Origin of the sequence: Thalassobacillus sp. B23F22_16 (genome assembly GCF_043496955.1) — a bacterium.
GTDB classification, from domain to species: domain Bacteria; phylum Bacillota; class Bacilli; order Bacillales; family Halobacillaceae; genus Thalassobacillus; species Thalassobacillus devorans_A.
Genome location: NZ_JBIEKD010000001.1, coordinates 1 through 23,746, shown reverse-complemented (window position 1 = coordinate 23,746; position 23,746 = coordinate 1). Strand labels below are relative to the sequence as shown.

At 45.7% G+C, this 23,746-nt stretch carries 26 protein-coding genes and 2 riboswitches; of the genes, 18 read left to right on the top strand and 8 right to left on the bottom strand.

Features of this window, described 5'->3' with window-relative positions:
- Positions 1–32 precede the first annotated feature (32 nt).
- Positions 33–134: riboswitch (purine riboswitch) on the bottom strand.
- Positions 135–370: 236 nt separating this feature from the next.
- Positions 371–1,282 (top strand): ABC transporter ATP-binding protein, encoded by a 912-nt coding sequence (locus ACGTNI_RS00130; protein ID WP_394458975.1) that lies wholly within the window; start codon positions 371–373, stop codon positions 1,280–1,282.
- Positions 1,279–2,019: an ABC transporter permease gene (locus ACGTNI_RS00125; protein WP_394458973.1), complete on the top strand. Its 741-nt coding sequence runs from the start codon at positions 1,279–1,281 to the stop codon at positions 2,017–2,019. The genes ACGTNI_RS00130 and ACGTNI_RS00125 overlap by 4 nt, the downstream gene beginning before the upstream one ends.
- Before the next feature lie 54 nt (positions 2,020–2,073).
- Here the strand turns inward: ACGTNI_RS00125 and ACGTNI_RS00120 are convergent, their stop codons facing one another.
- From ACGTNI_RS00120 to ACGTNI_RS00105, 4 genes are all read right to left on the bottom strand, one after another.
- Positions 2,074–2,667 (bottom strand): TetR/AcrR family transcriptional regulator, encoded by a 594-nt coding sequence (locus ACGTNI_RS00120; protein WP_394458971.1) that lies wholly within the window; start codon positions 2,665–2,667, stop codon positions 2,074–2,076.
- Between the two features lie 322 nt (positions 2,668–2,989).
- Entirely contained in the window at positions 2,990–3,373 is a 384-nt protein-coding gene (locus ACGTNI_RS00115; protein ID WP_394458969.1) for a DUF2512 family protein, read from the bottom strand.
- 207 nt (positions 3,374–3,580) lie between these two features.
- Positions 3,581–4,396 carry a ZIP family metal transporter gene (locus tag ACGTNI_RS00110; RefSeq protein WP_394458967.1) on the bottom strand — a complete coding sequence of 272 codons (816 nt, stop codon included), beginning with the start codon at positions 4,394–4,396 and terminating at the stop codon, positions 3,581–3,583.
- Between the two features lie 189 nt (positions 4,397–4,585).
- Positions 4,586–4,903 (bottom strand): hypothetical protein, encoded by a 318-nt coding sequence (locus tag ACGTNI_RS00105; protein WP_394458965.1) that lies wholly within the window; start codon positions 4,901–4,903, stop codon positions 4,586–4,588.
- 107 nt (positions 4,904–5,010) lie between these two features.
- Between ACGTNI_RS00105 and ACGTNI_RS00100 the strand changes: the two genes are divergently transcribed.
- The 9 genes from ACGTNI_RS00100 to serC all read left to right on the top strand — a co-directional run bounded on the left by ACGTNI_RS00100 (position 5,011) and on the right by serC (position 12,915).
- Positions 5,011–5,463 (top strand): GNAT family N-acetyltransferase, encoded by a 453-nt coding sequence (locus ACGTNI_RS00100; RefSeq protein WP_394458963.1) that lies wholly within the window; start codon positions 5,011–5,013, stop codon positions 5,461–5,463.
- Positions 5,464–5,568: 105 nt separating this feature from the next.
- Positions 5,569–6,789, top strand: coding sequence for a hemolysin family protein (locus ACGTNI_RS00095; RefSeq protein ID WP_394458960.1), 1,221 nt, complete (start codon positions 5,569–5,571; stop codon positions 6,787–6,789).
- Between the two features lie 154 nt (positions 6,790–6,943).
- Positions 6,944–7,738 carry a helix-turn-helix domain-containing protein gene (locus tag ACGTNI_RS00090; RefSeq protein WP_394458958.1) on the top strand — a complete coding sequence of 265 codons (795 nt, stop codon included), beginning with the start codon at positions 6,944–6,946 and terminating at the stop codon, positions 7,736–7,738.
- Between the two features lie 97 nt (positions 7,739–7,835).
- Positions 7,836–8,333: a VOC family protein gene (locus tag ACGTNI_RS00085; RefSeq protein WP_394459815.1), complete on the top strand. Its 498-nt coding sequence runs from the start codon at positions 7,836–7,838 to the stop codon at positions 8,331–8,333.
- 133 nt (positions 8,334–8,466) lie between these two features.
- Positions 8,467–9,366: an aminoglycoside phosphotransferase family protein gene (locus tag ACGTNI_RS00080; protein ID WP_394458956.1), complete on the top strand. Its 900-nt coding sequence runs from the start codon at positions 8,467–8,469 to the stop codon at positions 9,364–9,366.
- Between the two features lie 12 nt (positions 9,367–9,378).
- Positions 9,379–9,735: a hypothetical protein gene (locus ACGTNI_RS00075; protein WP_394458954.1), complete on the top strand. Its 357-nt coding sequence runs from the start codon at positions 9,379–9,381 to the stop codon at positions 9,733–9,735.
- A 16-nt stretch (positions 9,736–9,751) separates the two neighbouring features.
- Positions 9,752–10,216 (top strand): hypothetical protein, encoded by a 465-nt coding sequence (locus ACGTNI_RS00070; RefSeq protein ID WP_394458952.1) that lies wholly within the window; start codon positions 9,752–9,754, stop codon positions 10,214–10,216.
- A 17-nt stretch (positions 10,217–10,233) separates the two neighbouring features.
- Positions 10,234–11,271, top strand: coding sequence for a DUF2332 domain-containing protein (locus tag ACGTNI_RS00065; RefSeq protein ID WP_394458950.1), 1,038 nt, complete (start codon positions 10,234–10,236; stop codon positions 11,269–11,271).
- A 355-nt stretch (positions 11,272–11,626) separates the two neighbouring features.
- A riboswitch (glycine riboswitch) is annotated at positions 11,627–11,707 on the top strand.
- A 125-nt stretch (positions 11,708–11,832) separates the two neighbouring features.
- Positions 11,833–12,915 (top strand): 3-phosphoserine/phosphohydroxythreonine transaminase, encoded by a 1,083-nt coding sequence (serC, locus tag ACGTNI_RS00060; protein WP_394458948.1) that lies wholly within the window; start codon positions 11,833–11,835, stop codon positions 12,913–12,915.
- Positions 12,916–12,954: 39 nt separating this feature from the next.
- On the opposite strand, the gene ymzB is transcribed toward serC, so the two are convergent.
- Both ymzB and ACGTNI_RS00050 read right to left on the bottom strand, forming a co-directional pair.
- Positions 12,955–13,317 (bottom strand): protein YmzB, encoded by a 363-nt coding sequence (ymzB, locus tag ACGTNI_RS00055; protein WP_394458946.1) that lies wholly within the window; start codon positions 13,315–13,317, stop codon positions 12,955–12,957.
- A 194-nt stretch (positions 13,318–13,511) separates the two neighbouring features.
- Positions 13,512–13,730 (bottom strand): hypothetical protein, encoded by a 219-nt coding sequence (locus ACGTNI_RS00050; protein WP_394458944.1) that lies wholly within the window; start codon positions 13,728–13,730, stop codon positions 13,512–13,514.
- A 227-nt stretch (positions 13,731–13,957) separates the two neighbouring features.
- Here ACGTNI_RS00050 and ACGTNI_RS00045 point away from each other — a divergent pair, with 227 nt between their 5' ends.
- A complete protein-coding gene (locus ACGTNI_RS00045) occupies positions 13,958–14,566 on the top strand; it encodes a metallophosphoesterase family protein (protein WP_394458942.1) in 609 nt (202 codons plus the stop codon).
- 100 nt (positions 14,567–14,666) lie between these two features.
- Here ACGTNI_RS00045 and guaC read toward each other — a convergent pair whose 3' ends face one another.
- Positions 14,667–15,650 (bottom strand): GMP reductase, encoded by a 984-nt coding sequence (gene guaC / locus ACGTNI_RS00040; RefSeq protein ID WP_394458940.1) that lies wholly within the window; start codon positions 15,648–15,650, stop codon positions 14,667–14,669.
- Positions 15,651–15,811: 161 nt separating this feature from the next.
- On the opposite strand from guaC, the gene ACGTNI_RS00035 reads away from it, so the two are divergent.
- From ACGTNI_RS00035 to ACGTNI_RS00025, 3 genes are all read left to right on the top strand, one after another.
- Positions 15,812–16,465, top strand: a complete 654-nt coding sequence (locus ACGTNI_RS00035) for a ribonuclease H family protein (RefSeq protein ID WP_394458938.1) — start codon at positions 15,812–15,814, stop codon at positions 16,463–16,465.
- A gap of 126 nt (positions 16,466–16,591) precedes the next feature.
- Complete coding sequence (locus ACGTNI_RS00030) at positions 16,592–16,945, top strand: hypothetical protein (protein ID WP_394458936.1); 354 nt, start codon at positions 16,592–16,594, stop codon at positions 16,943–16,945.
- Between the two features lie 220 nt (positions 16,946–17,165).
- Positions 17,166–17,948, top strand: a complete 783-nt coding sequence (locus ACGTNI_RS00025; protein WP_394458934.1) for a metal-dependent hydrolase — start codon at positions 17,166–17,168, stop codon at positions 17,946–17,948.
- A 311-nt stretch (positions 17,949–18,259) separates the two neighbouring features.
- Here the strand turns inward: ACGTNI_RS00025 and ACGTNI_RS00020 are convergent, their stop codons facing one another.
- On the bottom strand, positions 18,260–20,149 hold the full coding sequence (locus ACGTNI_RS00020; protein ID WP_394458932.1) for an LTA synthase family protein: 1,890 nt from the start codon (positions 20,147–20,149) through the stop codon (positions 18,260–18,262).
- 251 nt (positions 20,150–20,400) lie between these two features.
- On the opposite strand from ACGTNI_RS00020, the gene ACGTNI_RS00015 reads away from it, so the two are divergent.
- Genes ACGTNI_RS00015 through ACGTNI_RS00005 form a run of 3 tightly spaced genes read left to right on the top strand, consistent with a single transcriptional unit; the run spans position 20,401 to position 23,550 of the window.
- Complete coding sequence (locus tag ACGTNI_RS00015) at positions 20,401–21,042, top strand: TetR/AcrR family transcriptional regulator (protein ID WP_394459813.1); 642 nt, start codon at positions 20,401–20,403, stop codon at positions 21,040–21,042.
- 13 nt (positions 21,043–21,055) lie between these two features.
- Positions 21,056–21,943 carry an ABC transporter ATP-binding protein gene (locus ACGTNI_RS00010; RefSeq protein WP_394458929.1) on the top strand — a complete coding sequence of 296 codons (888 nt, stop codon included), beginning with the start codon at positions 21,056–21,058 and terminating at the stop codon, positions 21,941–21,943.
- Complete coding sequence (locus tag ACGTNI_RS00005; RefSeq protein ID WP_394458927.1) at positions 21,943–23,550, top strand: ABC transporter permease; 1,608 nt, start codon at positions 21,943–21,945, stop codon at positions 23,548–23,550. The genes ACGTNI_RS00010 and ACGTNI_RS00005 overlap by 1 nt, the downstream gene beginning before the upstream one ends.
- Positions 23,551–23,746 lie beyond the last annotated feature (196 nt).

Genomic DNA, 23,746 nt, shown 5'->3' with positions numbered 1-23,746 from the left:
ATAGAATAGATGGCGGACATACTTCCCCGCTCTATTGTCATGCTGCTTTTCATAGTCGGTTCATTTACGGTAAACCGGTAGAAACTTGCAGGCCCTATTCCTGCGATTATATGAAAAGGTATGTAGTTGTGAAAAAGGCGAATGATAACAAAATATTGTCGTTTATTGTTCGTATAATAGATAATCTACATGAAATACTGGCAGATGTCAAAGTTTTTTATCAAGAATTTTGAGGAAGAATACACATGCCAAAATACGGAAATATCTTGAAAATATAGCTTGTGGAACAGGGGAGACTTTGGAATAATAATAGTAACTTATCAAGCATCTACATAGGAGAGGGAAGCATTTAATAGAAAGAAGGGGAGACATGGAGCATGTCATTGATGTAAAAGGATTATCGAAAAGTTTTGGCAGTGTCCAGGCGGTGAATGACCTGTCATTTTCTGTCGGGAAAGGCGAGATATTTGGAATTATCGGTCCGAACGGGGCTGGTAAAACCACCACGCTCGAAATGCTGGAAGGCATCCTGAAACCGGATAAAGGAACAATTGATGTACTGGGGCTGGATCCCAGCAGGCAGTTGAGGAATTTGAACCATCATATCGGCGTACAGTTCCAGGCCACATCGATTCAGAAGAAAATGAAAGTAAAAGAAGCACTCGACCTATTTTCATCCTTTTACAAGCAGGCGACACAAAAAGAACATTTAATCGAGATACTTGGATTAAAGGAAAAGCTGCATGTCGCGTTTGAAGATTTATCAGGGGGATGGAAGCAGCGGGTGACACTGGCGCTGGCAACTCTTCACAAGCCGGAAATCCTCTTCCTCGATGAACCGAGCATGGGCCTGGACCCTCATGCCAGAAGGGAAATGTGGTCGATGATCCGTCTGATGAGAGAGCAGGGGTGTACCATTGTGATTACAACCCATTATATGGAAGAAGCCGAAAAGCTCTGTGACCGTGTCGCCATGATTTACAGTGGGCAGCTGAAAGCATTGAACACACCATCAGAATTGCTGAATGAAATGAAAGCCCATTATCTGGCTTTTGAGAGCCGCGGGCTGGAGTATGACTACTTGATTACCGTCCCTGGAGTAGTGCGGGTGGAGCAGACGGAGGAGACTTTCAAGGTTTTCAGCGAGGACCAGCAGATAACCGCTTACCACATTTTCTCCTATTGCCACGAGAAAGGAATCGCGCTTCACAACTTTAAGTTTGAAAAAGGGTCCCTTGATGACTTATTCGTTCATTATTTGGAAAAGGAGCAGACAGGATGACATCTATTATGAGGCTTGCAAGCATTGAAACGAAAATGTTTTTCAGGGACCGGCTCAGTGTATTTTGGACGTTTTTGTTTCCAGTTGCGATGATCTGGCTGTTTGGCTCCATGTTCGTTGGCAATGAAATGAACGGGCTATCGTTCGCGCAGATGTTTGTCCCGTCATGGATCGGCGTGAATATTGTTACGACTTCGTTTTTTACGCTTGGGACGGTGCTGACCGGCTATCGGGAAACCGGTGTATTAAGGCGCTATCAGTCGACGCCGCTGCAGTCCTGGAAAATACTTGCCGCTCATACCCTGCAGGGGACTGTGATTTTCTTTATCTCTGCGGTGCTGCTGATGGTGTTTGGTATGTGGATGTATGATTTGACGCTGCCGGCGTACATCGGAAGTACGCTGATCGCACTACTCGTCAGCATTGCGGCCTTTTTCCCGTTCGCTTTATTTTTGACGTCACTTGCGAAAAACACCCAGTCTGCGGCTGCTATCAGCTCGTTATTCTTGAATCTTATGTTGTTCTTATCGGGAGCGACGTTCCCGCTTGAGTTCATGCCGACCGTGCTACAGTATGTCGCGAAAATTTTGCCGCTTTATTATGTGATTATCATGCTGAGGGGGACGTGGAGTGAGGCGCCGATTTCAGCTTACGGGGTGGAAGTCGGGATCTTACTCGGTATTGCTGTCGTGTCGATTATTTTGGCAACACGTTTTTTCCGCTGGAGCGAAAAATAACCCACCTCTTTATACCAAACAAAAGAGCCTCCGCATCAAACGGGAGCTCTTTTTTTATGCCATACGAGGGGGGACGTATTTCGTTTTGAACGCTGTCGTCACCGGTTCAGCTTTCAGAATTGCCAGGAGTTGTTCCGCCAAATCGGATGGTGAATGCTTCAGACCAGTGTGGACCCACTCGATAATCAATCCGAAAATCGCATAAACCTGATAACTGGCGTGCAAATCAGGGTCGACTTCAGGGGTTGGCTGAAGGGAGATGAGGTCTTCTGATGCCAGCTCTTTCAATGCCTGGATGAATTTATCCTGGAAGCCTGGCAGTGCATTAGAACGGATGACAATTTGATAGAACTTAGCGTTTTGTTCCACATGGTCGAAAATTTTTATCGCAGAGGAAGAAAGGCTGGTTTCTTTATCATTATCGGACTCCTGGTAGGACTCCCTGAGCCCGGCTAAGACATTTTCGATGATCTCATCCAGCAAATCTTCTTTGTATTGATAGTGCTTGTAAAACGTGCCGCGATTGTAATCGGCGGTCGTAACGATATCTGTGATCGTAATATCATGAAAGTCTTTTTCTTCCATTAAGGTAAGGAGGGAGTTTTGCAATGCTTTTTTCGTCCGTCTGACCCGTTTATCTTTTTCCATCTTATTGACCTCCTGTCCGATTTTTCATGCGTTCTTCAACACTTGTCTGAAGAAATGTCGTTTATTAGACAAACCCTCGTCTTACTGATTTTTCCTTCTAATTACGTTCATTATACTGAAAAGTGTTGATTATTGCACATTTGTTTTAATAGGAAGAAAGCGGATTCAAAAAAGAGACGTTTATGAGAGGGAGGAGGCCGCAGGTGGATTTCAAAAGAACAAAGGCTGTCTTTCCCATGAAAAGCAGCCTTTTACCTTATTGTCCTATCTCCTCCTTTACGGATAAAAGGACCGTCTCTAAAGAGAGACAGTCCGGTCAGGTTTAATGGTTATAGGAAGTGCGGAGGCGTTTGTTGTCGCCGAGTGGTTTATTGCCAATATAGTTGTGGAAGAAAAATTCCCCAACCGCAAGCACGATTCCGGCCAGCAGACCTGCCGACATCCATGAGGAAACGTCGTTGCTTCCAACCATCGGCCCGATAACAGCGACAACTAAAAATGCGACCCCGACATCAGCTGTGGTTGCAATCATATTGGTGGTTTTCGGGTAAAGCTTCAAATCACCTAATGGGTAAGAAACAGCTCCAAGTACGACCGTGATAGCTAGAACTGTCAGCAACGATACATTGAATCCTAAGGTCAATACGACGAATAAACCGACAAACGTCATCAATCCTTTAATGGCAAGTGCTTTTACATGTTCCACGATATCACTCCTTCTTCCGATGTTTTTTCATTTTCCTGTCGATGCTTTTTAATCCTTGGTCAAGCTAGGGACTTGTAACATATATTCCCAAATGAAAGAGAAGGATAAACGTCTAATATAGCGTTTAATGAAAACGAAACATCCGCTTAATGTCAGGGAAATAAAAAACCATGAAACCGAGGAGGAAATCCGTCGGTTTCATGGTTTTTATCCTAACGCGACATCGAGAATCATCATGACGGTAAAGCCGATCATCAGAGTCATCGATGCTAAGTCTTTGTTCCCTTCTTCCTGAGAGCCTGGAATCACTTCTTCTGCGACGACGAAAATCATCGCACCGGCGGCAAAACTCAGTGCGTACGGTAAGATTGGTTCAATCATGGTGACAGCCAATACTCCAATCACAGCGGAGATGGGCTCGACCATTCCGGAAAATTGCCCATAAAAGAAGCTTTTCCGTCTGGAGATGCCATCACGGCGAAGCGGGAGGGAAACGGCAACCCCTTCCGGGAAGTTCTGAATGCCGATCCCAAGCCCAAGCGCTACAGCTCCTGCCAAAGACGCCTCCGGAAATCCGGCAGCGGCAGCTCCAAATGCTACCCCAACAGCCAGTCCTTCGGGGATGTTATGCAAGGTGATGGCAAGGACGAGCAAGGTACTGCGCCTCTTTTTATTAGGCTGGTAGCCTTCTGCCTCTGTCATGGAGGAGCCAGGGTGCAAGTGAGGGATAACCTTATCGACACTCCATAAAAATATCCCGCCAAGCATAAAACCGACAGCAGCGGGTATCCAGGCAGCGATATCGTCGCTTTCCGCCATATCCAGGGCAGGAGCCAGTAACGACCAGAAACTGGCAGCAATCATTACTCCGCCGGCAAACCCTAACATGCCGTCTAATAATTTTTGGCTCATTGTTTTTGTTGTGAATACAAGGGCCGCCCCGAGCGCTGTCATCCCCCATGTGAAGAGGGTAGCAATCAGCGCTTGCATCAACGGTGTCAGCTCAAGAAATAAATCAACCATCGTCAGGTTCCTCCAGTATTTATTACAATTGGTAATGATAAACAGATTAAGTTTCACAAATGTAAAAGCCAATAGGAAAGCAGGCCACTGGTGTAACCCTTACCCTTTAAATGCTTAACTTTAACATGTGTGGCGGGGAAAAATTTAAGCGCCTGGTCCCGACATCAGCTGTCGAAACCAGACGCTTGTTCACTCGTGATATTTTTTAAAGGTCATGTATTGAACATTTTCGGTCGGCACGCGTTTACGGATGTTACCATTTTTATCATTGTAAAGTTCATATTCCCGGTATGTTTCGACAATATGGCCATGCACTTCTTTTCTTTCTTCCAGCACGTAGGTTAATTCGGAATAGGGGGTGTGCTGCACTACCTGACCACTCGTTTCTTTGGCACTATCGTCCTGCATGACCGGGCTTCCACCTATAGAAGGCTGGCTCTCGTTTTCCAGTAATACGGCGAAAATAATCAATACCACTGCTGCTAACACAGAGATAGATTGTTTCATAGGCCATCTCCTTTTCCTCGATCGTTAATCATCCACTAAGAAACTATATGCCTTGTCCCCGAAGAATATGAAGTTGTTGTAAAATGTAGAGGAAAAGGGGGAGAGGAATGAAGATTAGAGGATGTAGAAAAGACGAGCGTCCACCGATGGATTTGCTGCTCGATGCAGATCCTTCCGAACAGCTGGTACGGGAATATCTCGAACGTGGCGAATGTTTCGTTGCAGAAGATAATAGGGAAATTGCAGGTGTTTATGTGCTATTGCCTACCAGACCAGGAACAGTAGAAATTGTCAATATAGCTGTGAAAGCTTCCTGCCGTGGGAAAGGATTGGGGCGATTGCTCCTTACAGACGCAATCGAAAAAGCGGCCGGGTACGGGTATCAAACGATAGAAATAGGAACAGGGAATTCCAGTATCGGCCAGCTGGCTTTGTATCAAAAGTGCGGCTTCCGGCTCGTCGGAATCGACCGTGACTTTTTCCTTCGGCATTACCAGGAACCGATTTTTGAAAATGGGATCCAGTGCCGCGATATGATTCGCTTGTCGCAGGATTTGTAAGGAAAAGTGTAATTCTTTCCAATCGGCTGTTTTCTTTGTTACAGTGAAAATACTAATCTGGCAGGTAATCTTAAGCATACATAGTCATGAAGGAGGAACGGTCCTGTGATCATTGCGATCATCTTTTTGATTTTCGTTTCATTATTCTTTTCGGGTAGTGAAACGGCACTGACTGCCGCTAATAAAATGAAGCTGCAGTCGAGAGCTAACAAAAACGATACGAAAGCGGAAAAACTGTTGGACTTACTTTCCCGTCCAAGTGAATTTATTACCACCATTTTAATCGGAAACAATATCGCTAATATCTTATTGCCGACCTTGGTTACAACGCTTGCCATACAATATGGATTTAGTATAGGCCTTGCCTCTGCGATACTCACCGTTATCATCATCATTTTCGCAGAAGTGATCCCGAAATCAGTCGCGGCTGCTTTTCCTGACCGAATTGCGATGGCTGTCTCGCCGGTTATCCGTTTTTTTGTCCTTATTTTCAAGCCGGTGACGATCGTGCTCAATTGGCTTACGGATGCATTGACACGGGCTCTGTCAAAAGGGGAAACGGAAGAAGCTTCGATTTCAAAAGAAGAATTCCGGACGATGGTCGATATTGCCGGTTCAGAAGGGACATTCAATGAAGCGGAGTCGCACCGGATTCGCGGGATTCTCGATTTTTACAGTTTAAATGTCAAAGATGTTTTGAAAACGCCGCGGGTAGAGATTATCGCGATTCCAAGTGATGCGAGTTATGAAGAAGTCAGGGATGTTGTCATTCAAAATCCCTATACGAGATATCCTGTCTACCGCAAGGATATCGATGACATCGTGGCCGTTTTCCATTCGAAATATCTGCTGACATGGGCCATGAATCCGGAACGGCCATTATCCGATTTTTGCTATAAGGACCCGCTTGTCGTGTATGAATTTCATAACATCGAATGGGTGTTCAAGAAAATGACGAAAGAAAAAAAGCACATGGCAATTGTCATTGATGAATATGGCGGCACTGAAGGGATTCTGACCCATGAAGACGTCATCGAAGCGATGATTGGACAGGAAATCGAAGATGAAATGGACATGGAAGGCGATTTGATCGTGGAAAAACTGTCCGAAACGGAAATTATCTGCGATGGTAAAATCACGCTCCACCGTCTGAATTCGATTTTTGATACCGAGATTCCAGAAGAGGAAGATGTGCTGGCCGGCTATCTGTTGGCAGAGTTCAATCGTTTTCCGGAAGAAGGCGATGTACTCGAGCGCAACAACCTGACCTTCAAAGTGCTGGAGATTGACGTCAGAAAAATCAAAAAAGTACAAGTGATCAAGTGATGGATTGGAGAACCGGCCTGGAGCCGGTTTTTTATTTGGGTCTAAGAGAAGTCGCAAATAAAACACTTGTTCACTTTTTGACAGGAAGAAGGAGGAATCGTCAGGAAATTGTAGAAAGGTATTGGTAATGAACTTGGCCGAGAAAGGAGGAGCAATGAAGAATAAATATCCCGAAATCGATCAGGTGATCGAGTATATTGATACTCATCTTTATGATTCGTTATCACTTTCTGACCTGGCTGATCAGGCCGGCTACAGCCGCTACCATTTCAACCGTATTTTCAAACAAAGGATCGGGGTTCCGCCACTTTACTACTTGTCCGCCCTGCGGCTGCAAAAAGCGAAAGACTTGTTGATTAAAACCGATTTTCCGGTTAGGGAGATCGGGATGGAAATCGGCCAGCAGAGTCTGGGAACATTCACGACCCGGTTTACCGAAAGGGTGGGGGTGACCCCGGCACATTTTCGGAATTCTGCCCAACAGGCGGATGAACAATTTCGATTTTTGCAAGATTTAAGTGACTGGAAGGATCCGCGTACCAGCAGCACTACCCCTTACAGCGTGCATGGCACGCTGGAAACAGCATCCCCTTTTGAAGGCGTCACCTTGATCGGGCTGTTTCCGAAGGCCATTCCCGAGGGCCTGCCGACTTATGGGACCCTTGTATCTTCCATGGGCGATTTCTCAATGACTGGTGTCAAACCAGGTGTCTATTATTTGATGGCAACTTCTGTATCCTGGAAAATGGCTGCTCATGATCTTTTACTACCCCATCAGACCTTACGTGCGAAAGCGCGGAAGCCGATTATCGTGGAAGCGAATAAAGATATCCCGCACCAGACGGTCACCCTCCGCCCACCACTCATCGACGATGCGCCAATTTTAGTTTCCCTTCCACTACTGATGAATAATTTTTTGGACCGCTTACACCACAATAGCAATCGGTGAGAAATATGGGGTACTTTTCCATGTTAGTATGAAACGGACATCAGTAAGAACAGCACTAATCAAATTTTTTGTATAAAGGAGGATAAAGTTGAGTAAAGTGCAAAAAATCACTCCGCATTTATGGTTCGATACAAAAGCAGAGGAAGCTGCGGCATTCTATGTTTCTATTTTTAACGATTCCCGAATTAACAAAGTCACTCGCTACCTGGATGAAGGTCAGGACATTCACGGCAAAGCGGCAGGGTCGGTGATGACCGTCGATTTCGAACTGGAAGGCCAGTCATTCATGGCATTGAACGGTGGCCCGCATTTTCAATTCAGCGAAGCAATTTCCTTCATTGTTCATTGTGAAAACCAGGAAGAAGTAGATCGTTTCTGGGAAAAACTTTCCGATGGAGGGGACGAAGCAGCCCAGCAATGTGGATGGCTGAAAGATAAATATGGGGTTTCCTGGCAAATTGTTCCCGATAGACTGCCGGAGTTGCTCCGTCATCCTGAGCAGGAAGTGGCAGAGCAAGTAATGCGGGAAATGCTGCAAATGAAGAAAATAAATATCAACAGGCTGACTCGGATTACAGAAAAATATAAAGCCTAATGGAAATAAACAGCGCCATCCACACATTGGATGGCGCTGTTTCGTTTATCGCGGTTTTCTAATAAAGGAAAAACCCTCTTAGGAGTAGAATCTAGGGAGAGGAGTAATTTGTCAATTTTGAAGGGGAAATGTCATGAAACTTCAGAAGCAATTCGTAGAAAACATTCAATTATCTTTTTCGAAAGAAGGGGAATCCTGGCTGAAGCGACTGCCTGAATTGATCGCCTTCTGTGAAAATCAATGGGACCTAAAAATTAGTGATCCTTTTCAGTTATCCTATAATTACGTTGCCCCGGCTACTCGAGCGGATGGAACGGAACTGGTAGTAAAATTATCTATTCCCGGGAACGGATTTCGTGATGAGTGGGAAGCACTTCGGTTATTCGCTGGAAAGGGAATGGTCTCTGTCATCGCATCCGATGAGGAGAGAGGAATCCTGCTGTTGGAGAAACTAACCCCCGGGAAGATGCTTGCGGAGATAGATGACGAAATTACTGCAACTCAAATCGCAGCAAACGTGTTAGGAGATTTACATCATCCTGCACCGGAACATACCCGGATACCGACGACCAGGACACGGGAAGAGAATTTGCGGCGACAGTTGAGAGAGAACCCGGATGGGAAAGGCCCGATACCCCGTGAACAAATGGAAAAAGCTTGCGATATTTTTGAGCGTTTACATAAGTCTTCCGAACAGCAGTTTCTCCTCCACGGAGATTTTCATCATTACAATGTGCTGAAGTCAGGTGAAAACCAATGGAGAGCTATCGATCCGAAAGGGCTGGTTGGGGAACGGGAATATGACGTGATTCAGTTTTTACTGAATAAACTGCCTGAGACCGAGACGCTGCCAGTCATACAAGGTCGTATTGATATTTTTGCAGGTATACTTCATTTAAACAGAGAAAGGCTGATGCTCTGGGGCTACTGTCACAGCGTGCTGGCAACCAGCTGGACGGTTGATTCCGATGGAAACTATGATAAACGGTTTTACCAGGCTGCCACTAGTTTCGAACAGCTGCTTTATAATTAAGGTGGTGATCCAATGCTCCGGAGAAAATGGAAAGCGTGGTTTTATACTACTATATTTACGGTCGTTATCTATGCGGCAGGCACACCTGTCACTTTTTTTACCCTGCTTCATGTACTTCCTTTTTTAATAGCCGGCGGGGCTGCTTTGTCGGTTTTAATCGAATTAATAACACGTAACTTGAAATACGCAGCATCCCTCTCGCTGCTCCTGCATATAGTGGCAGCTTATCTGATTTACAAAATGATTGCGATCCCCGTCTGGTCGATTGTCGTTTATCTGTTTGCATTTCCGATCGCCATGATATATTGGGGAATAGATGAGCTTTTGAAAAAGAAAAGCTATAATAAGGTGGAATCCGTAAAGATGTAATTGGAGGTAAGTCAACATGAAAAAACTCGCTTTAGTTTTAATGATCGTCTTAATGACAGCTGCTTGTTCCACAGGGTATGACATGCAGTCCTATGATAAGGAAAAAATCACGAATGAGTTGGGAGCTGTCGATTTTGATTATGAGCTGCCGGCTGAAGTCCCGATGGAAGTCGACACGCTCGAAGTGGAAAGTTTTGTACCGGACCAGCCGATTTTTGTTGCTAACTTTCAGGGGACAAAGGGGCAGTCGATGGAATTGGAAGTGATTAACGCGAAAATGGAATCACCAGGCAGCAATTTATTTGATGAAATCGAATTCGGTGAGGGCCAGAAGGGTTTCTTTTACGAAAATGCGCAAGGCAGCCGTATGCTGCTATGGGAAAAGAATGGTGTCCATTACCAATTGAAATCAGCTGCGAGTGAAGATGCGGAAGCGCTCGAGGACGAAGAGCTGATTGCTACAGCGGAAACGTTTGAATAAAAAAGGAGGCCGGCAGTGTGAAGCAATTAGCGGCTAAGTTTATGGATTTTGCGGAGTTGGAATGCAAAGGATCCAGTCCTTTATATGAACAGTTGGCGATAAATGTAGCAGATAACGAGGAAGTATTGGAACTAAGCTCGCATGCGAGGGAAGGCCAGCCCATCCCTAATCTCTTATTTGGCGCGGTGCATTATCTCCTGTTATCGGGAGAACAGCACGAGCTGCGAAAGTATTATCCAAGCCTGACGGAAAAGCCGGAATCGCCTGAAGAAGTGTTTCCCCATTTTTTAGACTTTTGTCGCAGCCATAGGCGGTCGCTCATGGAATTGATGGGGAAAAAGCTCGTGCAGACAAATGAAGTCAGACGCTGTGCTTACCTCTATCCTGTTTTTTGTCATATACATAAGAAAACAAAGAACCCATTGTCGCTGATAGAAATAGGCACTAGCGCCGGGCTCCAATTGCTTTGGGACCAATACGGATATAATTATGGTGATCATCTTACATATGGGAATAATGCTTCTGCGCTCCAGTTATCTTCGCAAGTAAGACAGGGGAGCATGCCGGATCTTCTTTCTGACGCTCCTCCAGTAGCTTTCCGCACAGGCGTGGATCTCCATGTCAGTGACCTGACAGACGGAGAGGAAACGCTGTGGCTGAAAGCACTGATATGGCCGGAACATAGGGAGAGGCTGGAGATTTTTGAGAAGGCTGTGCGTCAGTTCCGCGAAAATCCTCCTTCCCTGGTCGAAGGAGACGGCGTGTCGCTACTAGAGGAGCTTGCAGCTAACGCACCATCGGCCAGCACGCTTTGCATTTTTCACACCCATGTCGCCAACCAAATGCCTAGAGAGGTGAAAGAGGAGCTACTGCAGAAAGTCACCGCCATCGGGCGGGAGCGGGATGTGTTCCACATCTATAATAATATCGAGGACAGGAAGCTCCATCTTGATTATTTTATCAACGGGAAAAGCTATGTGGAAACAGTGGGGGAGACAGATGGGCACGGACGGTGGTTCGATTGGCATTTGAACGACACTGCCTGGCTGGGGTGACTTGTCTAGTAAATGAAATAATTGTCTGGTTAATTCTTGATTCTGTCTCGTTTATTTTCAAAACTGTCTAGTAATATTCCGGAATTGTCCTGTAAATTTCTGTGTGTGTCTAGTATGCGTCCAAGCTGTCCAGCAAGCCTGAAAACTGTCTAGTATAAGGCCCGGCATGGAATTAATTTTTTCAATAAACAGGAATCCTTTAATAGCAGGAAAGTAAACGTTATCATTATTAGGCGCCAGGTTTTCCCCTATTGCTAACCTCGAAGCTATGCTATATAATCCAGGCATATCACTGATTTTTCTGACAAAATGAATAATAGAAAAAGCTAAGAATGCTGTGGGTGATACTATAGCAGGAGCGGCTTCTGGAGAGGATGCACAATCTGTGCAGCGCCGAAGGGTTCATAATCTCAGGCAAAAGGACAGAAGGGTTACATAAACCTTTGAACACGATGAGATTGGGGTACCCCGGTCTCTCTTTTTTATAGTTTAACGCATAAAAGGGTGTGGCCATATTAACGGTTGTCAACCTACTACATAGGAAGTGAGGGGTCAGTTGAAATGAAGCGTATATATAATTTTTCTGCGGGGCCGTCGATGCTGCCGCTGCCCGTATTGGAAAAGGCACAAAGCGAGTTGACCAATTATAAGGAGTCTGGCATGTCGGTGATGGAGCTCAGCCACCGCTCTGCCTTGTTCACAAAAATCATCGAGGAAGCGGAGCAGCACCTGCGTGACCTGATGGAAATCCCGGATAACTATAAGGTATTGTTCGTACAGGGAGGCGCTTCCCAGCAGTTTGCTGCCGTGCCGCTTAATCTATTTGGCGAAAACGGGAAAGCAGACTATGTTAACACGGGCTCCTGGTCAAAAAAGGCGATCAAGGAAGCGGAGAAGTATGGCGATGTTCGGGTGATCGCCTCGTCTGAGGATGCCAATTTTACGTACATTCCAAAGATCGAGAAAAGCATGATCGATTCGGAAGCAGATTATGTTCATATTACGACCAATAACACGATTGAAGGAACGGCGTTTACGGAAATCCCGGACACTGGTGATGTACCGCTCGTTGCTGATATGTCGTCGAATATTCTTTCAGAACGGATGGATGTATCGAAGTTCGGTGTAATTTACGCCGGTGCCCAGAAAAATATTGGTCCGGCCGGCCTGACTGTAGTCATCGTTCGGGAAGACTTAATCGGCAAAGCGTCTAAATCCTGTCCGGTGATGCTCAATTACAAGACGCACAGTGACAAAGGATCCTTATACAATACGCCTCCGACGTTTGCTATCTATATGGCGAAGCTTGTGTTCGAATGGCTGAAGGACCTCGGCGGCATTGCCGAAATGGAAAAGATCAACCGCGAGAAAGCGGAGCTTTTATACAATCAGATTGAAGCATCCAGACTATTCACGTCACCGGTTGAAAAAGACAGCCGGTCGATTATGAATATTCCATTTGTCAGTCCGTCGGCTGATGTGGATGCTGCTTTTTTAACCAAGGCAAAAGAGCAGGGGCTGGAAACACTGAAAGGCCATCGTTCAGTTGGCGGGATGCGTGCGAGCATTTATAATGCGATGCCAAAAGAGGGCGTCGAATCCCTTGTAGCATTCATGCAGAATTTTGAAGACAACTATCAGTAACAGCAAAGAGGTCTCTCCCATTATAGAAGAGACCTCTTTTTATGTGTTCTTTCCCATGATTTCAATGGTATAGGTTCCCCGTTCCGTAGCCAATGTAAAGGTCGACCCGTCATCATAGCGATACAGTGTGGTATCTTCAAGGGGAATTTCGTAGGAAGCATCCGGCAATGGCTGGGAACCGCCTGCCTCCAGGGTGATCTCTCCCTGTCCATTCAATGATAAGGTATGCATCGGCTGATATTCGTCCATCCTTCTTGTTTTGGTTCGATACGAGACCGAATCGATCTGCAAAAATGTCGTATCGACGTCATCAAGCTCATGCTTGGATATTTTTATTTTTTCTCCGTTCCAATGCTTCAACAGTTCATTGAACTCTTCAATCGTCAACATTCTCTCTGGCATATTCATCCCTCCGGTTTTATCTTTTCCTGGAAGTCCATAAAGATACCTTTTTAGAGCCAAACGTAAAAAAGAGGTTTTAAGGCTGGAAGGTACTGGGTATTCAAGGAGTATAATTGGAAATGCTGATTACAGCAATTTTGAAGGCCATAAAAAAAGAGACGGCGCATGGCCGTCTCTTTCGTTATATATCACTATCAACTTGTTATTTCATCGGCTACTTTGTACTCAATGATTTGGATTTCTTTAACCGGTATATTGAATTGTTCGGAAAGCTTGTCTTTCGCTAGTTCTTCTAATGTTTTTTTCTCTTTTTGATCATTTTCCAGATTAATTTCATCCATTCGTTGAAATAGTTCGGGGCGGTCGAGTTCGCTTGCTTTGTGAAAATTAATCCACATTACTTTAATTTGCATGATTGTACCCCTTTCTAATCCAAGTTGATGCGAAACCCTTCTCAACTTGGCCCTGGATTTAAGCTCCCTATCCAAGTATTAAACCAGTATAACATGCATACCATCCCTTGCATACCCCGTGTCATATAACAGGGTGACAGGAGGTTTCAATTAGCTGAAATAGGAAATAGTGCAATATGGGAGATTCAGTAAATTACTGCAAGTTGACAAACAAGGAGGAAACAACGTTGCGATATCTTGTAGTTTCCGATATACATGGGGAAGCGGATAAGCTCGATTTAGTGCTGAACAAGGCGGAATATGATCCACAGGAAGATCAGTTGATCCTGCTTGGAGATTATATTGACCGGGGGCCTTCATCGAAGCGAGTGATAGAGAAAGTGAAACGGCTGGTGGAAAATGACAGTGCGGTGGCAATCAAAGGCAACCATGATGATATGTTCATTCGTTCCAAGGTAGATCGAGAAGCAATGGAACTTTGGAAAATGAACGGTGCAGCCACGACTATCCAATCATACGAAGGAAGGATGGAAGAAGTCCAGGAAGATCAACAGTGGCTGGAAGAGAACCTCCATCTTTATTACGAAACGGACAATTATATTTTTGTCCATGCGGGTCTTGAACCGGAGACCCCACTGGAACAACAGGATGAGGATACGTTGTTATGGACACGGCACGAGGAAAAAATCGGTCTTGGAAAGACAGTGGTTCACGGGCATACGCCAGTCCGGGAGATTGCTTATTACGAAGATCAGATTGATATTGATACCGGTGCCGCCTACGGCGGGAAGTTGACGATGCTCGAGCTGCCAAGTCACGACATATATACGGTATAAAAAAGAGCGGGGATGAGCCCGCTCTTTTTATCATAGGTTAAGATAAGTTTCTCTTTGAGAGAAGATACTAAGCGATCGACATCAGCGCTTGACGAGTTTTCTAATAAACTTTGTCTCCGTTAAAAATCGAATTTTTTACGACAACATAGTCGACATGCTTGATAGCATCGAGGCTGGTCCCCCCTGCATAGGAAATGGCGGACTGAAGGTCCTGCTCCATTTCGAGCAAGGTATCCTTCAAGGAGCCTTTATGCTCGACATACATTTTTTTGCCTTCGACGTTTTTCTTCTCGCCTTTTTGGAATTCAGACGCGGAGCCGAAGTATTCTTTATAAAGCTTTCCATCCTGTTCGTATGTTTCCCCAGGTGATTCTTCATGTCCTGCAAAAAGAGAGCCGATCATGACCATCGACGCACCGAAGCGGATGGATTTTGCTACATCACCATGGGTGCGGATACCGCCATCGGCAATGATGGGCTTGCTTGCCGCCTTTGCACACCACCTTAGTGCTGCCAATTGCCAACCGCCTGTCCCGAAGCCGGTTTTTATTTTGGTAATACATACTTTACCTGGACCGATACCTACTTTGGTTGCATCAGCACCAGCATGCTCCAGTTCCCTGACTGCTTCCGGTGTTCCGACATTGCCGGCGATGACGAAGCTTTTTGGCAAATGCTCTTTAATGTGCTGGATCATTTCGATGACAGCATTGGCGTGCCCATGGGCGATGTCGATGGTGATGAACTCCGGAGTAAGGTCTTCTTCGGACAGCTGGCGGACGAAGTTGTATTCTTCCGGTTTAACTCCTACACTGATGGAAGCAACCAACCCCTTATCGTGCATGTCCCTGATAAAAGTCAGACGTTTTTCTGGCTGAAACCGGTGCATGATATAGAAGTAGCCATTTTCTGCAAGTGTGGCAGCAATATTTTCATCGATGATGGTCTGCATATTGGCTGGCACGACCGGGAGCTTAAATGTATATCCGCCTAGCTGAACTGTTGTGTCACATTCCGAACGGCTGTTAACGACACATTTTGCGGGAATCAGTTGAATATCTTCATAATCAAATACATTTTCCATGGTTAACACTCCTAAAAGCGAATGATTTTATTTTTGATATATTAATTGTTCGTACATTGGGTAATTTACACCATTATTTAGAAATTGTCAAAACTTATTATAGTTTAATGACTTATCAATAGGGTCATAAATAAACTAACAGGGAAAAGGTGGGTTGGCAGATGAAAGTACGGATTGAATTTACTTACAAAACACCGAAGGGGACGACAAGTGCGTTTACTTCTGAAGAAATGCCGGCAGGGCAGGCGATTATGATTGCCGACGATATAGAAAAGACCGGCCGGGCCAGGAGCTTTACGTTTATCGATCCTAAGGATCACACGTGGAGCTTGAAAGAATTAAAGGAATTTATGAAAGGAATTGAAACAGAACCGCATAACATTACCGTCTATTTTGATGGCGGCTTTGATTTGAAAACAAAAAAGTCGGGGCTCGGGTGCGCTGTTTATTATGAGCAGGATGGCAAGTCTTATCGCCTCCGGAAAAATGCTCTCGTCGATGAACTGCAAACGAACAATGAAGCGGAGTACGCGGCACTCCACCTGGCTTTGCAGGAACTGGATTTTCTCGGCGTCCATCATATCGATGTGAAAATCGTCGGTGATTCCCAGGTGGTGATCAACCAGTTGAATGGCGAATGGCCATGCCTGGAAGATGAATTGTCCAAATGGGCGGATCGAATTGAAGATAAATTCAAGCAGCTTGGCATTACGCCGGAGTACCAGGTGGTATCCCGAAAACGGAACAGGGAGGCGGACCGGCTGGCCACGCAGGCATTGGAGGAAACCGAGATTACCAGCACCATGGAATTATAATCAGGCTGCTAAAACAGGCAGCCTCTTTTTTTGCTTTGAACCTGAAAATGGAAAATAGTGTTGAGAAATATGCCATTATTTGAAATAATTGTAATTAAATGAATTCCAAATAACGGGGTGAAACATGTGGGTGCCATCGAGACGTTGATGCTTTTCTATCCTATGATCTTTTTGTTATTGGGAATAATCTTTGGAATTGGATATAAACTTTCTAAATGTCGCTTATGCCTGGTCGGTCTGTTCGGATACCTGCTTGCCAATACGGCTTTCTTTTTCTTTCGTAAAGGCGGATTTGCCGGCTTGGAACAAGGTGCAGCGGGAGCAGGGTTTGGAGTTTTTGCTGACTTGACCTTCGTGGAAGTGGTGTCTCTGTTGTTTGTACCGAGCGGATACTCCTTTGTTTATACCGGTTTATTGCTGCTAGGTTATTTGTTTACGGCAATTACGGTGGCGGTGTCACGAAAAAATGTCGAAGCGTGATTTTCCAGGAAGGATGAATCGTGGGCGCGATCCTTACGTTAATGGAAAAGATTTTTGCAGCAATCGCGGAAGCTTTTCCGAAAGCGTGACCAGGAGGAAAGGTAGCAGACGGCCCATCCGTGGGTCTTTTTGTGGTAAAATAAAGAAAGCGTTTACAACAAAGTAATAACTTCCCATCTTAGTCCAAGTCATAACAGATGACCAAAATGGAGGGATGCAAGTGAAGGTGTTACGACTGGGTCATGCTATGTATGTGTTGACGAGTAATGGGGGTTCGAAGTTTCTGATTGACCCGTTTTTCGAAATGAACCCTGGCTGTCCCGAGGATTATCAGACGGATGAGTTTTTAGCTACGATTGACACCGTTGTTCTTACCCATGGCCATTTTGACCACACCAGCGGGCTGGAGCGGCTGACGCAGGCAAAACCGGACGTACTGATTGTGGCACAGTATGAGTTGGCGATGATTCTGATTCAAAAAGGCTGCCAGAATGTCATGCCATTAAATTTCGGCGGCCAGTTCCAGGTGGCAGATGCCGAACTGACGATGGTAGCCGCAAGACATACGAGTTCCTATGGGGAAACGGAAGGCACGCCGATCTACGCTGGGGATCCATGCGGGTATATTTTTGATTTTGAGGATGACCTCACGCTATACCATTCCGGTGATACAGCTATGATGGCGGATATGAAGCTGATACAGGACGTCTATCAGCCGGATATGGCCATATTGTCCGCGAGTGGCCATTTTACGATGAATCCGAAAGAAGCGGCCTATGTAGTGGAGCATCTTTTGAATGTGAAAACGGTTATACCAAGCCACACGTTCCCATCGAAAGAAAAAGCTGCATCGAAAGAAACGTTTGACGGCCTCGTAGCGGCATTTCCGGTGATATCTTATATGGTAGACAGGGATAAAGAACTGGAAGCGTTATTGAAGGACTATCCTGACACAACTGTAGACGTTCTCGGTTATGGGGAAGAAAAAACGTATCGTCTATAAAAGGAGTAGCCCCGGAGCCTCATTCAGGTTGCGGGGTTTTTGTACCACATGCTGCAAAACAAAAACATTAAAATTTCACCCCTATAAGAGAGATAATAGCCGGATGGGAGACAGCATAGGTCGTAAGAGTGACAAATTTTTAATTATGAGAGACAAATTCGAAAATAAGAGTGACACTATCAAGCATATAAGAGAACGCCATAATTAGAAGAGAGACAATCGCACTACTAAAAGAGATACCGCCCCACTTAATAGAGACAAAAGAAGCACCACCTGAACTTGCAGGTGGTGCTTCTTGGCTTCATACACGATTATTTTCCTTCAATGTCCTGGTTCTGATCCAGGAAACGGAGCAGGTCGCCGTGGACGACTTTATCGGAATACTCCAGCTCTTTTTCTGCTTTTTCTTTTAGTGGAGCACAGGTTTCGCCATCGATTTCTTCTTCAGTTTCTTTGTCATAGCAGGAACCATCCTTGGCAGAATAGACATGCTCATCAGTCACGACCGTGCCGTCACGGAAGATCGCTATATCCTCGCGGTCTTTCGCAAACAGGTCGACACCGAACTGGACGTCGTTTCCTGCTTCAATTCCAAGTAGGTTGAGGATTGTCGGTTTCAAGTCGACTTGACTTCCGACGGTCTTCATTTCTTTACCTTCTTCACCTGGAATGTGAATGATCAATGGGACCTCCTGGAACTGCGCTTCTTCAAATGTGCGAATTTCCTTATCCATCAGATCGCCCATGGCGCGGTTATGGTTATCAGAAATGCCATAGTGGTCACCATACATAATGAAAATCGTATCTTCATATTCGCCTTGTTCCTTCATCATTTCCATGAACTTTTTCACTGATTCATCCTGATAACGCATGGTCTGGAAGTAGCGGTCTACCGTACCGTCTCCAGTTTCGGCAGGATCGATCATTACATCTTCATCGTTGTTCAAAATGAACGGATAATGGTGCGTCAGTGTAATGAACTTTGCATAATATGGCTTGTCCAGGTCTTTGATCATTGGCATGGACTGTTCAAAGAAAGGAATATCCTTCAAGCCATAGTTAACCGAGTTTTCTTCGTTGACATCATATTCACTTTTAGAGAAGAAGTGGTCGTAACCAAGGGATTTGTACATGACATCCCGGTTCCAGAACGAGTCATTGTTTCCGTGGAACGACACTGGTGTATAGCCTTCCTCTTTGATAATTTCCGGGGTCGCGTTGTATTCGTTGTTGGCATTTGTTGTAAAAACAGCACCCCGTGACATGCCATACATAGAATTATCTAGGAGGAATTCTGAGTCGGAAGTCTTTCCCTGACCTGTATTGTGATAGAAGTTAGAGAAATAGTAACTGTCATCTTTCAGATCGTTCAGGAAAGGTGTGACTTCCTGTCCGTTCACTTTATAGTCCATAACAAAGTTCTGCGTGGACTCCAGGGAAATAAGCACAACGTTTTTACCTTTGGCTTTGCCGAAATATTCACCTTGTACACCCATTTTTCCTTGCTGGCCATTGACGTAGTTGAGCACTTCTGTCAATTCATCGCTGTCCGCAAATACTCGCTTGGAAGATGCATTAGCGGTAACGACACTATCATAGATGTGATAGTTATAGATTCCAAGCAATTTTACTAGTTTCATACGGTCGAATGTACGGGTTAATAGCTCCGGGCGTTCCTGATTTGCCAGGTTGAGGTTGACAGCTGCAATACCAATGACTGCGGCATAAAGCATCGCAACCGTGCGCTTTTTGAACCGCATCGCCGGTTTGACTTTTCTAGTTACGAGCCAGGTGATCAGGATAGCCACATCGATCCAGTAGATGATATCTATCGGCTGAATCAATGCCTGAGCACTGCCTCCGAGTTCAGCAAAGTTTTTATACTGCATCAGTACCGGCAGTGTAATAAAGTCGCTGAAGAAACGGAAGTAGACAACATTAGCAAACAGCACAAATGTCATCAGGACATATATTGTCATAAACGCTTTATTCCGTATCTTTTTAGGAATCAGCAGGGATAATCCCAGGAAAAACAAAATCGAACTGATAGGTGCAATTGCCAGAATAAATTGCTGCGTACTATTTTCAATATCTAATTTGAAAGCTGTTTTCAAAGCATAATAGGTTTTACCCCATAGGAACAGGACAGCTACTAGAAAGAATAGCCAGCCCTTTTTCAACAGATTCTTGTAATCTTTCATCGTGTTGGACCTCCTGTTAATCTTTCATCACTCACATAATAGTTCAATTTAACAAATTTTCACCCATAAGTAAACACAATCGTGGCTATTTTAAATCTCTGCAAGTGGTATACCCTCCTTTACATAGAATTAATCTTATTAATTTTTCCTTTACACTTTTAATAGAAAAATTAAGTTGACCATGGTGGTCGAAAAGGAGTACAATTAAATCGACCAGAGTGGTCTAAAATAGACTGAATGCTTATATATTGGTGAAAAGGAGGGGCAAAACCATCGCAACGAAATTCATCAATCTAGACGATCATAAACGTAGAAAAATTTTGAATGCGGCATTCCGTGAGTTTGCTGAGAAAGGTTTTGAGCAGGCGTCGACCAATGTCATTGTAAAAGAAGCCGGAATCGGCAAGGGAATGCTTTTTTATTATTTTAAAAACAAACAGGGTCTCTATGAATATCTCATCGAATACACGCTCGATGTCATTATGGAAGATTATTTACAGCGGATCGAACCGGGCGAGCGGGATTTTATCGAGCGGTTCAAGCATGCTGCACGAGTGAAAATGAAGGCGTTCCTGGAGCATCCAGATTTGTTCCGGTTCAGTGGGACATTCATGCTCGATCAGGAGTCGATTCCTGACAGGTTGAAGCCACGGATGGAACAGCTTCAGAAAAGAGGGAACGAAATCATGTATGAGAATATCAACTATTCCCTGTTCCGGGACGATGTCGATGTGGAAAAAGCGTTCCGGTTGATTCGCTGGGCTATCGAAGGCTATCAGAATGAAATGAAGCAGCGGCTCTATGGAGCGAATTTTGCCACATTCGACTTTGATCCATACTGGAAGGAATTTGATGAGTATTTAGACGTTTTGCGGAAAAGTTTTTATTCGTAAGGGAGGGGTCAGGATGAGTGTATTGGAAACGAAAAACCTGAAAAAGCATTTCGGCAAGGTGAAGGCGCTGGATGGGGTCGATATCGACGTAAGGGAAGGGGAAGTGTTCGGTTTTATCGGACCGAATGGTGCCGGTAAATCGACGACACTCCGAGTACTCCTTGGCATGTTAAAGGCGACGGCTGGCGAGGCTACTATTTTTGGAAAAGATGCCTGGAGTGACGCGGTGGAATTGCACAAGCGAATTGCTTATGTACCTGGTGATGTGAACTTGTGGCCGAACCTTACAGGCGGAGAAGTCATCGATCTGTTTGTGAAGCTGAGGCGAGGAAAACAGTCAGAACGCCGTGAAGAACTGATTCGCCGGTTTCAATTAGATCCTTCCAAAAAATGCCGTACCTATTCCAAAGGAAACCGGCAAAAAGTGGCGCTTGTCGCAGCCTTTTCCTCGGATGCTGATTTGTATATCCTGGATGAACCAACATCCGGCCTCGACCCATTGATGGAACGTGTCTTCCAGGAATGTGTGATGGAAGTAAAAGCGGAAGGGAAAAGTGTATTGCTCTCGAGTCATATTTTATCTGAGGTTGAGCGGCTTTGTGACCGGGTGGCGATCATCCGGGAGGGACGGATTATCGAATCGGGCTCTCTTGCCGACCTGCGCCATTTGACGCGCACACAACTTTTATTGCAAACGAAACAGCCTGTGCCTGCCCTGGGGGAACAGCCGGGCGTCCATCACCTGGAGGAAAAAGACGGGGCGCTCGTTTTTCAAGTGGATACGGAAAAGCTCGATGATGTGATGCGCTATGTCAGCAGGTTCGGCATCGAAAAAATTGAAAGTACGCCGCCGACACTGGAGGACTTGTTCATGCGCCATTATGAAGGAGTGAAAGGGTGATGAATAAGCGGTTATATGCCAACACAGGCGTTCTTGCCCGGCACATCACGAGACAGGACCGGGTACGACTTGTCATCTGGATGGCTGCTTTTCTTGTTTCCACTTTGCTTGTCGTGAGTGCTTTTTCAACCTTGTATTCCTCCGACACAGAACGGCAGGCGATGGCAGAAACGATGAAAAATCCGGCGATGATTGCCATGGTCGGTCCTGGCTATGGTCTCGAAAATTATACGGTCGGCGCGATGCTTGCCCATCAGATGCTGCTCTTGACAGCGGTCGTCGTGGGGGTTATGAATATCCTGCTCGTTGCCCGGCATACGCGGGGAGAAGAGGAGGATGGCCGGCTGGAACTCGTCCGGGCGCTCCCGGCCGGAAGGCTATCCAGTCTTGCTTCGACGCTCGTGGTATATACAGGAGCGAACCTCATGCTGGCCCTGCTGACTGCCGTTGGGCTTGTGACATTTACCGTAGAAAGCATTGACGTAGAGGGCTCGGTTTTATACGGAGCGGCTCTCGGAGTAACGGGAATCTTTTTCGCTGCCCTGACAGCTGTATTTGCCCAGTTATCGGAAAGTGGAAGAGGAACAATCGGACTCGGAATGGCTGTCCTGTTGCTCGCTTATATGGTCCGGGCCATTGGAGACGTATCCAGCGAAGCATTGGCGCTCGCTTCCCCATTCGGCTGGATCGTCCGTACAGAAACATATGTCACCAATCTCTGGTGGCCGATTGTCGTAACTCTGGCAGCGGCGGTAGTGCTGGCCGTTTTAGCATTTTATTTAAATGCCATCCGCGACATGGACGCAGGATTTTTACCGTCAAAAGCAGGGAAAAAGCAGGCATCCCGCCTGCTCGTTCACCCGATTGGATTAGCGGTTCGTCTTCAGCGAACCGGAATCATTTCCTGGGCAATCGCAATGTTCGTGCTTGGCGCGTCGTATGGCTCGGTTCTTGGCGATTTGGAGTCGTTTTTTGCCGATAATGAAATGATGCAACAGCTGCTTACCCCGATTTCCGGTGTTTCCTTGACTGAACAGTTCCTGTCGATGCTGATGGCGGTACTCGCCATGATCAGCACGATTCCGGCTTTGTTGTTCATGTTGAAGCTGAAAGGGGAAGAGGGCAAAGGAAGGGCCGCTCACTTGCTGGAACGAGCGGTTTCCCGGACGAGGTTGATGGGAAGTTACCTGGTGCTGTCATTGGTTGGCGGCTGGGTCATGTTGTCACTGGCCGCATTGGGTCTTGGCACGGTTGGTAATGCGGTCATGGAAGGTGGGATTTCGCTTGGAAGATTTTATGAATCTGCCATGGCTTATCTTCCCGCCATGTGGGTGATGCTTGCACTGGCAGTTTTGCTGATTGGCTGGGTGCCCCGGGTGACGGTCGTGGCCTGGCTGTATCTCGTCTACTCTTTCATCGTCGTCTATATGGGCGGATTATTCCAATTTGACGAGTGGGTCACCAAACTGAGCCCGTTCGGTCACATTCCGGAACTCCCGGTCAAAGAAGTGAGCTGGCTGGCGCTGAGTGTGCTGACGGGTATTGCGGCGGTTGTGCTGCTGGTTGGTTTTGCAGGATACCGGAAACGTGATATCCAGGGCGGATAAGAGAAAATCCTATTGTATGAGAGACATAGTACCAGGGATGAGAGCTACTTCCGTTGGTAAGAGAGACAAATTGGAATTCTGTCAATAAAGTGGACAAAAATAGATCACTCAGCGGGCCACTTTTTCTTCCGCGTGTTTTCTTCCGAAACACTTGGATGCCTCCGCATAAAGGGAAGGATACCAAAACCGATCCTAC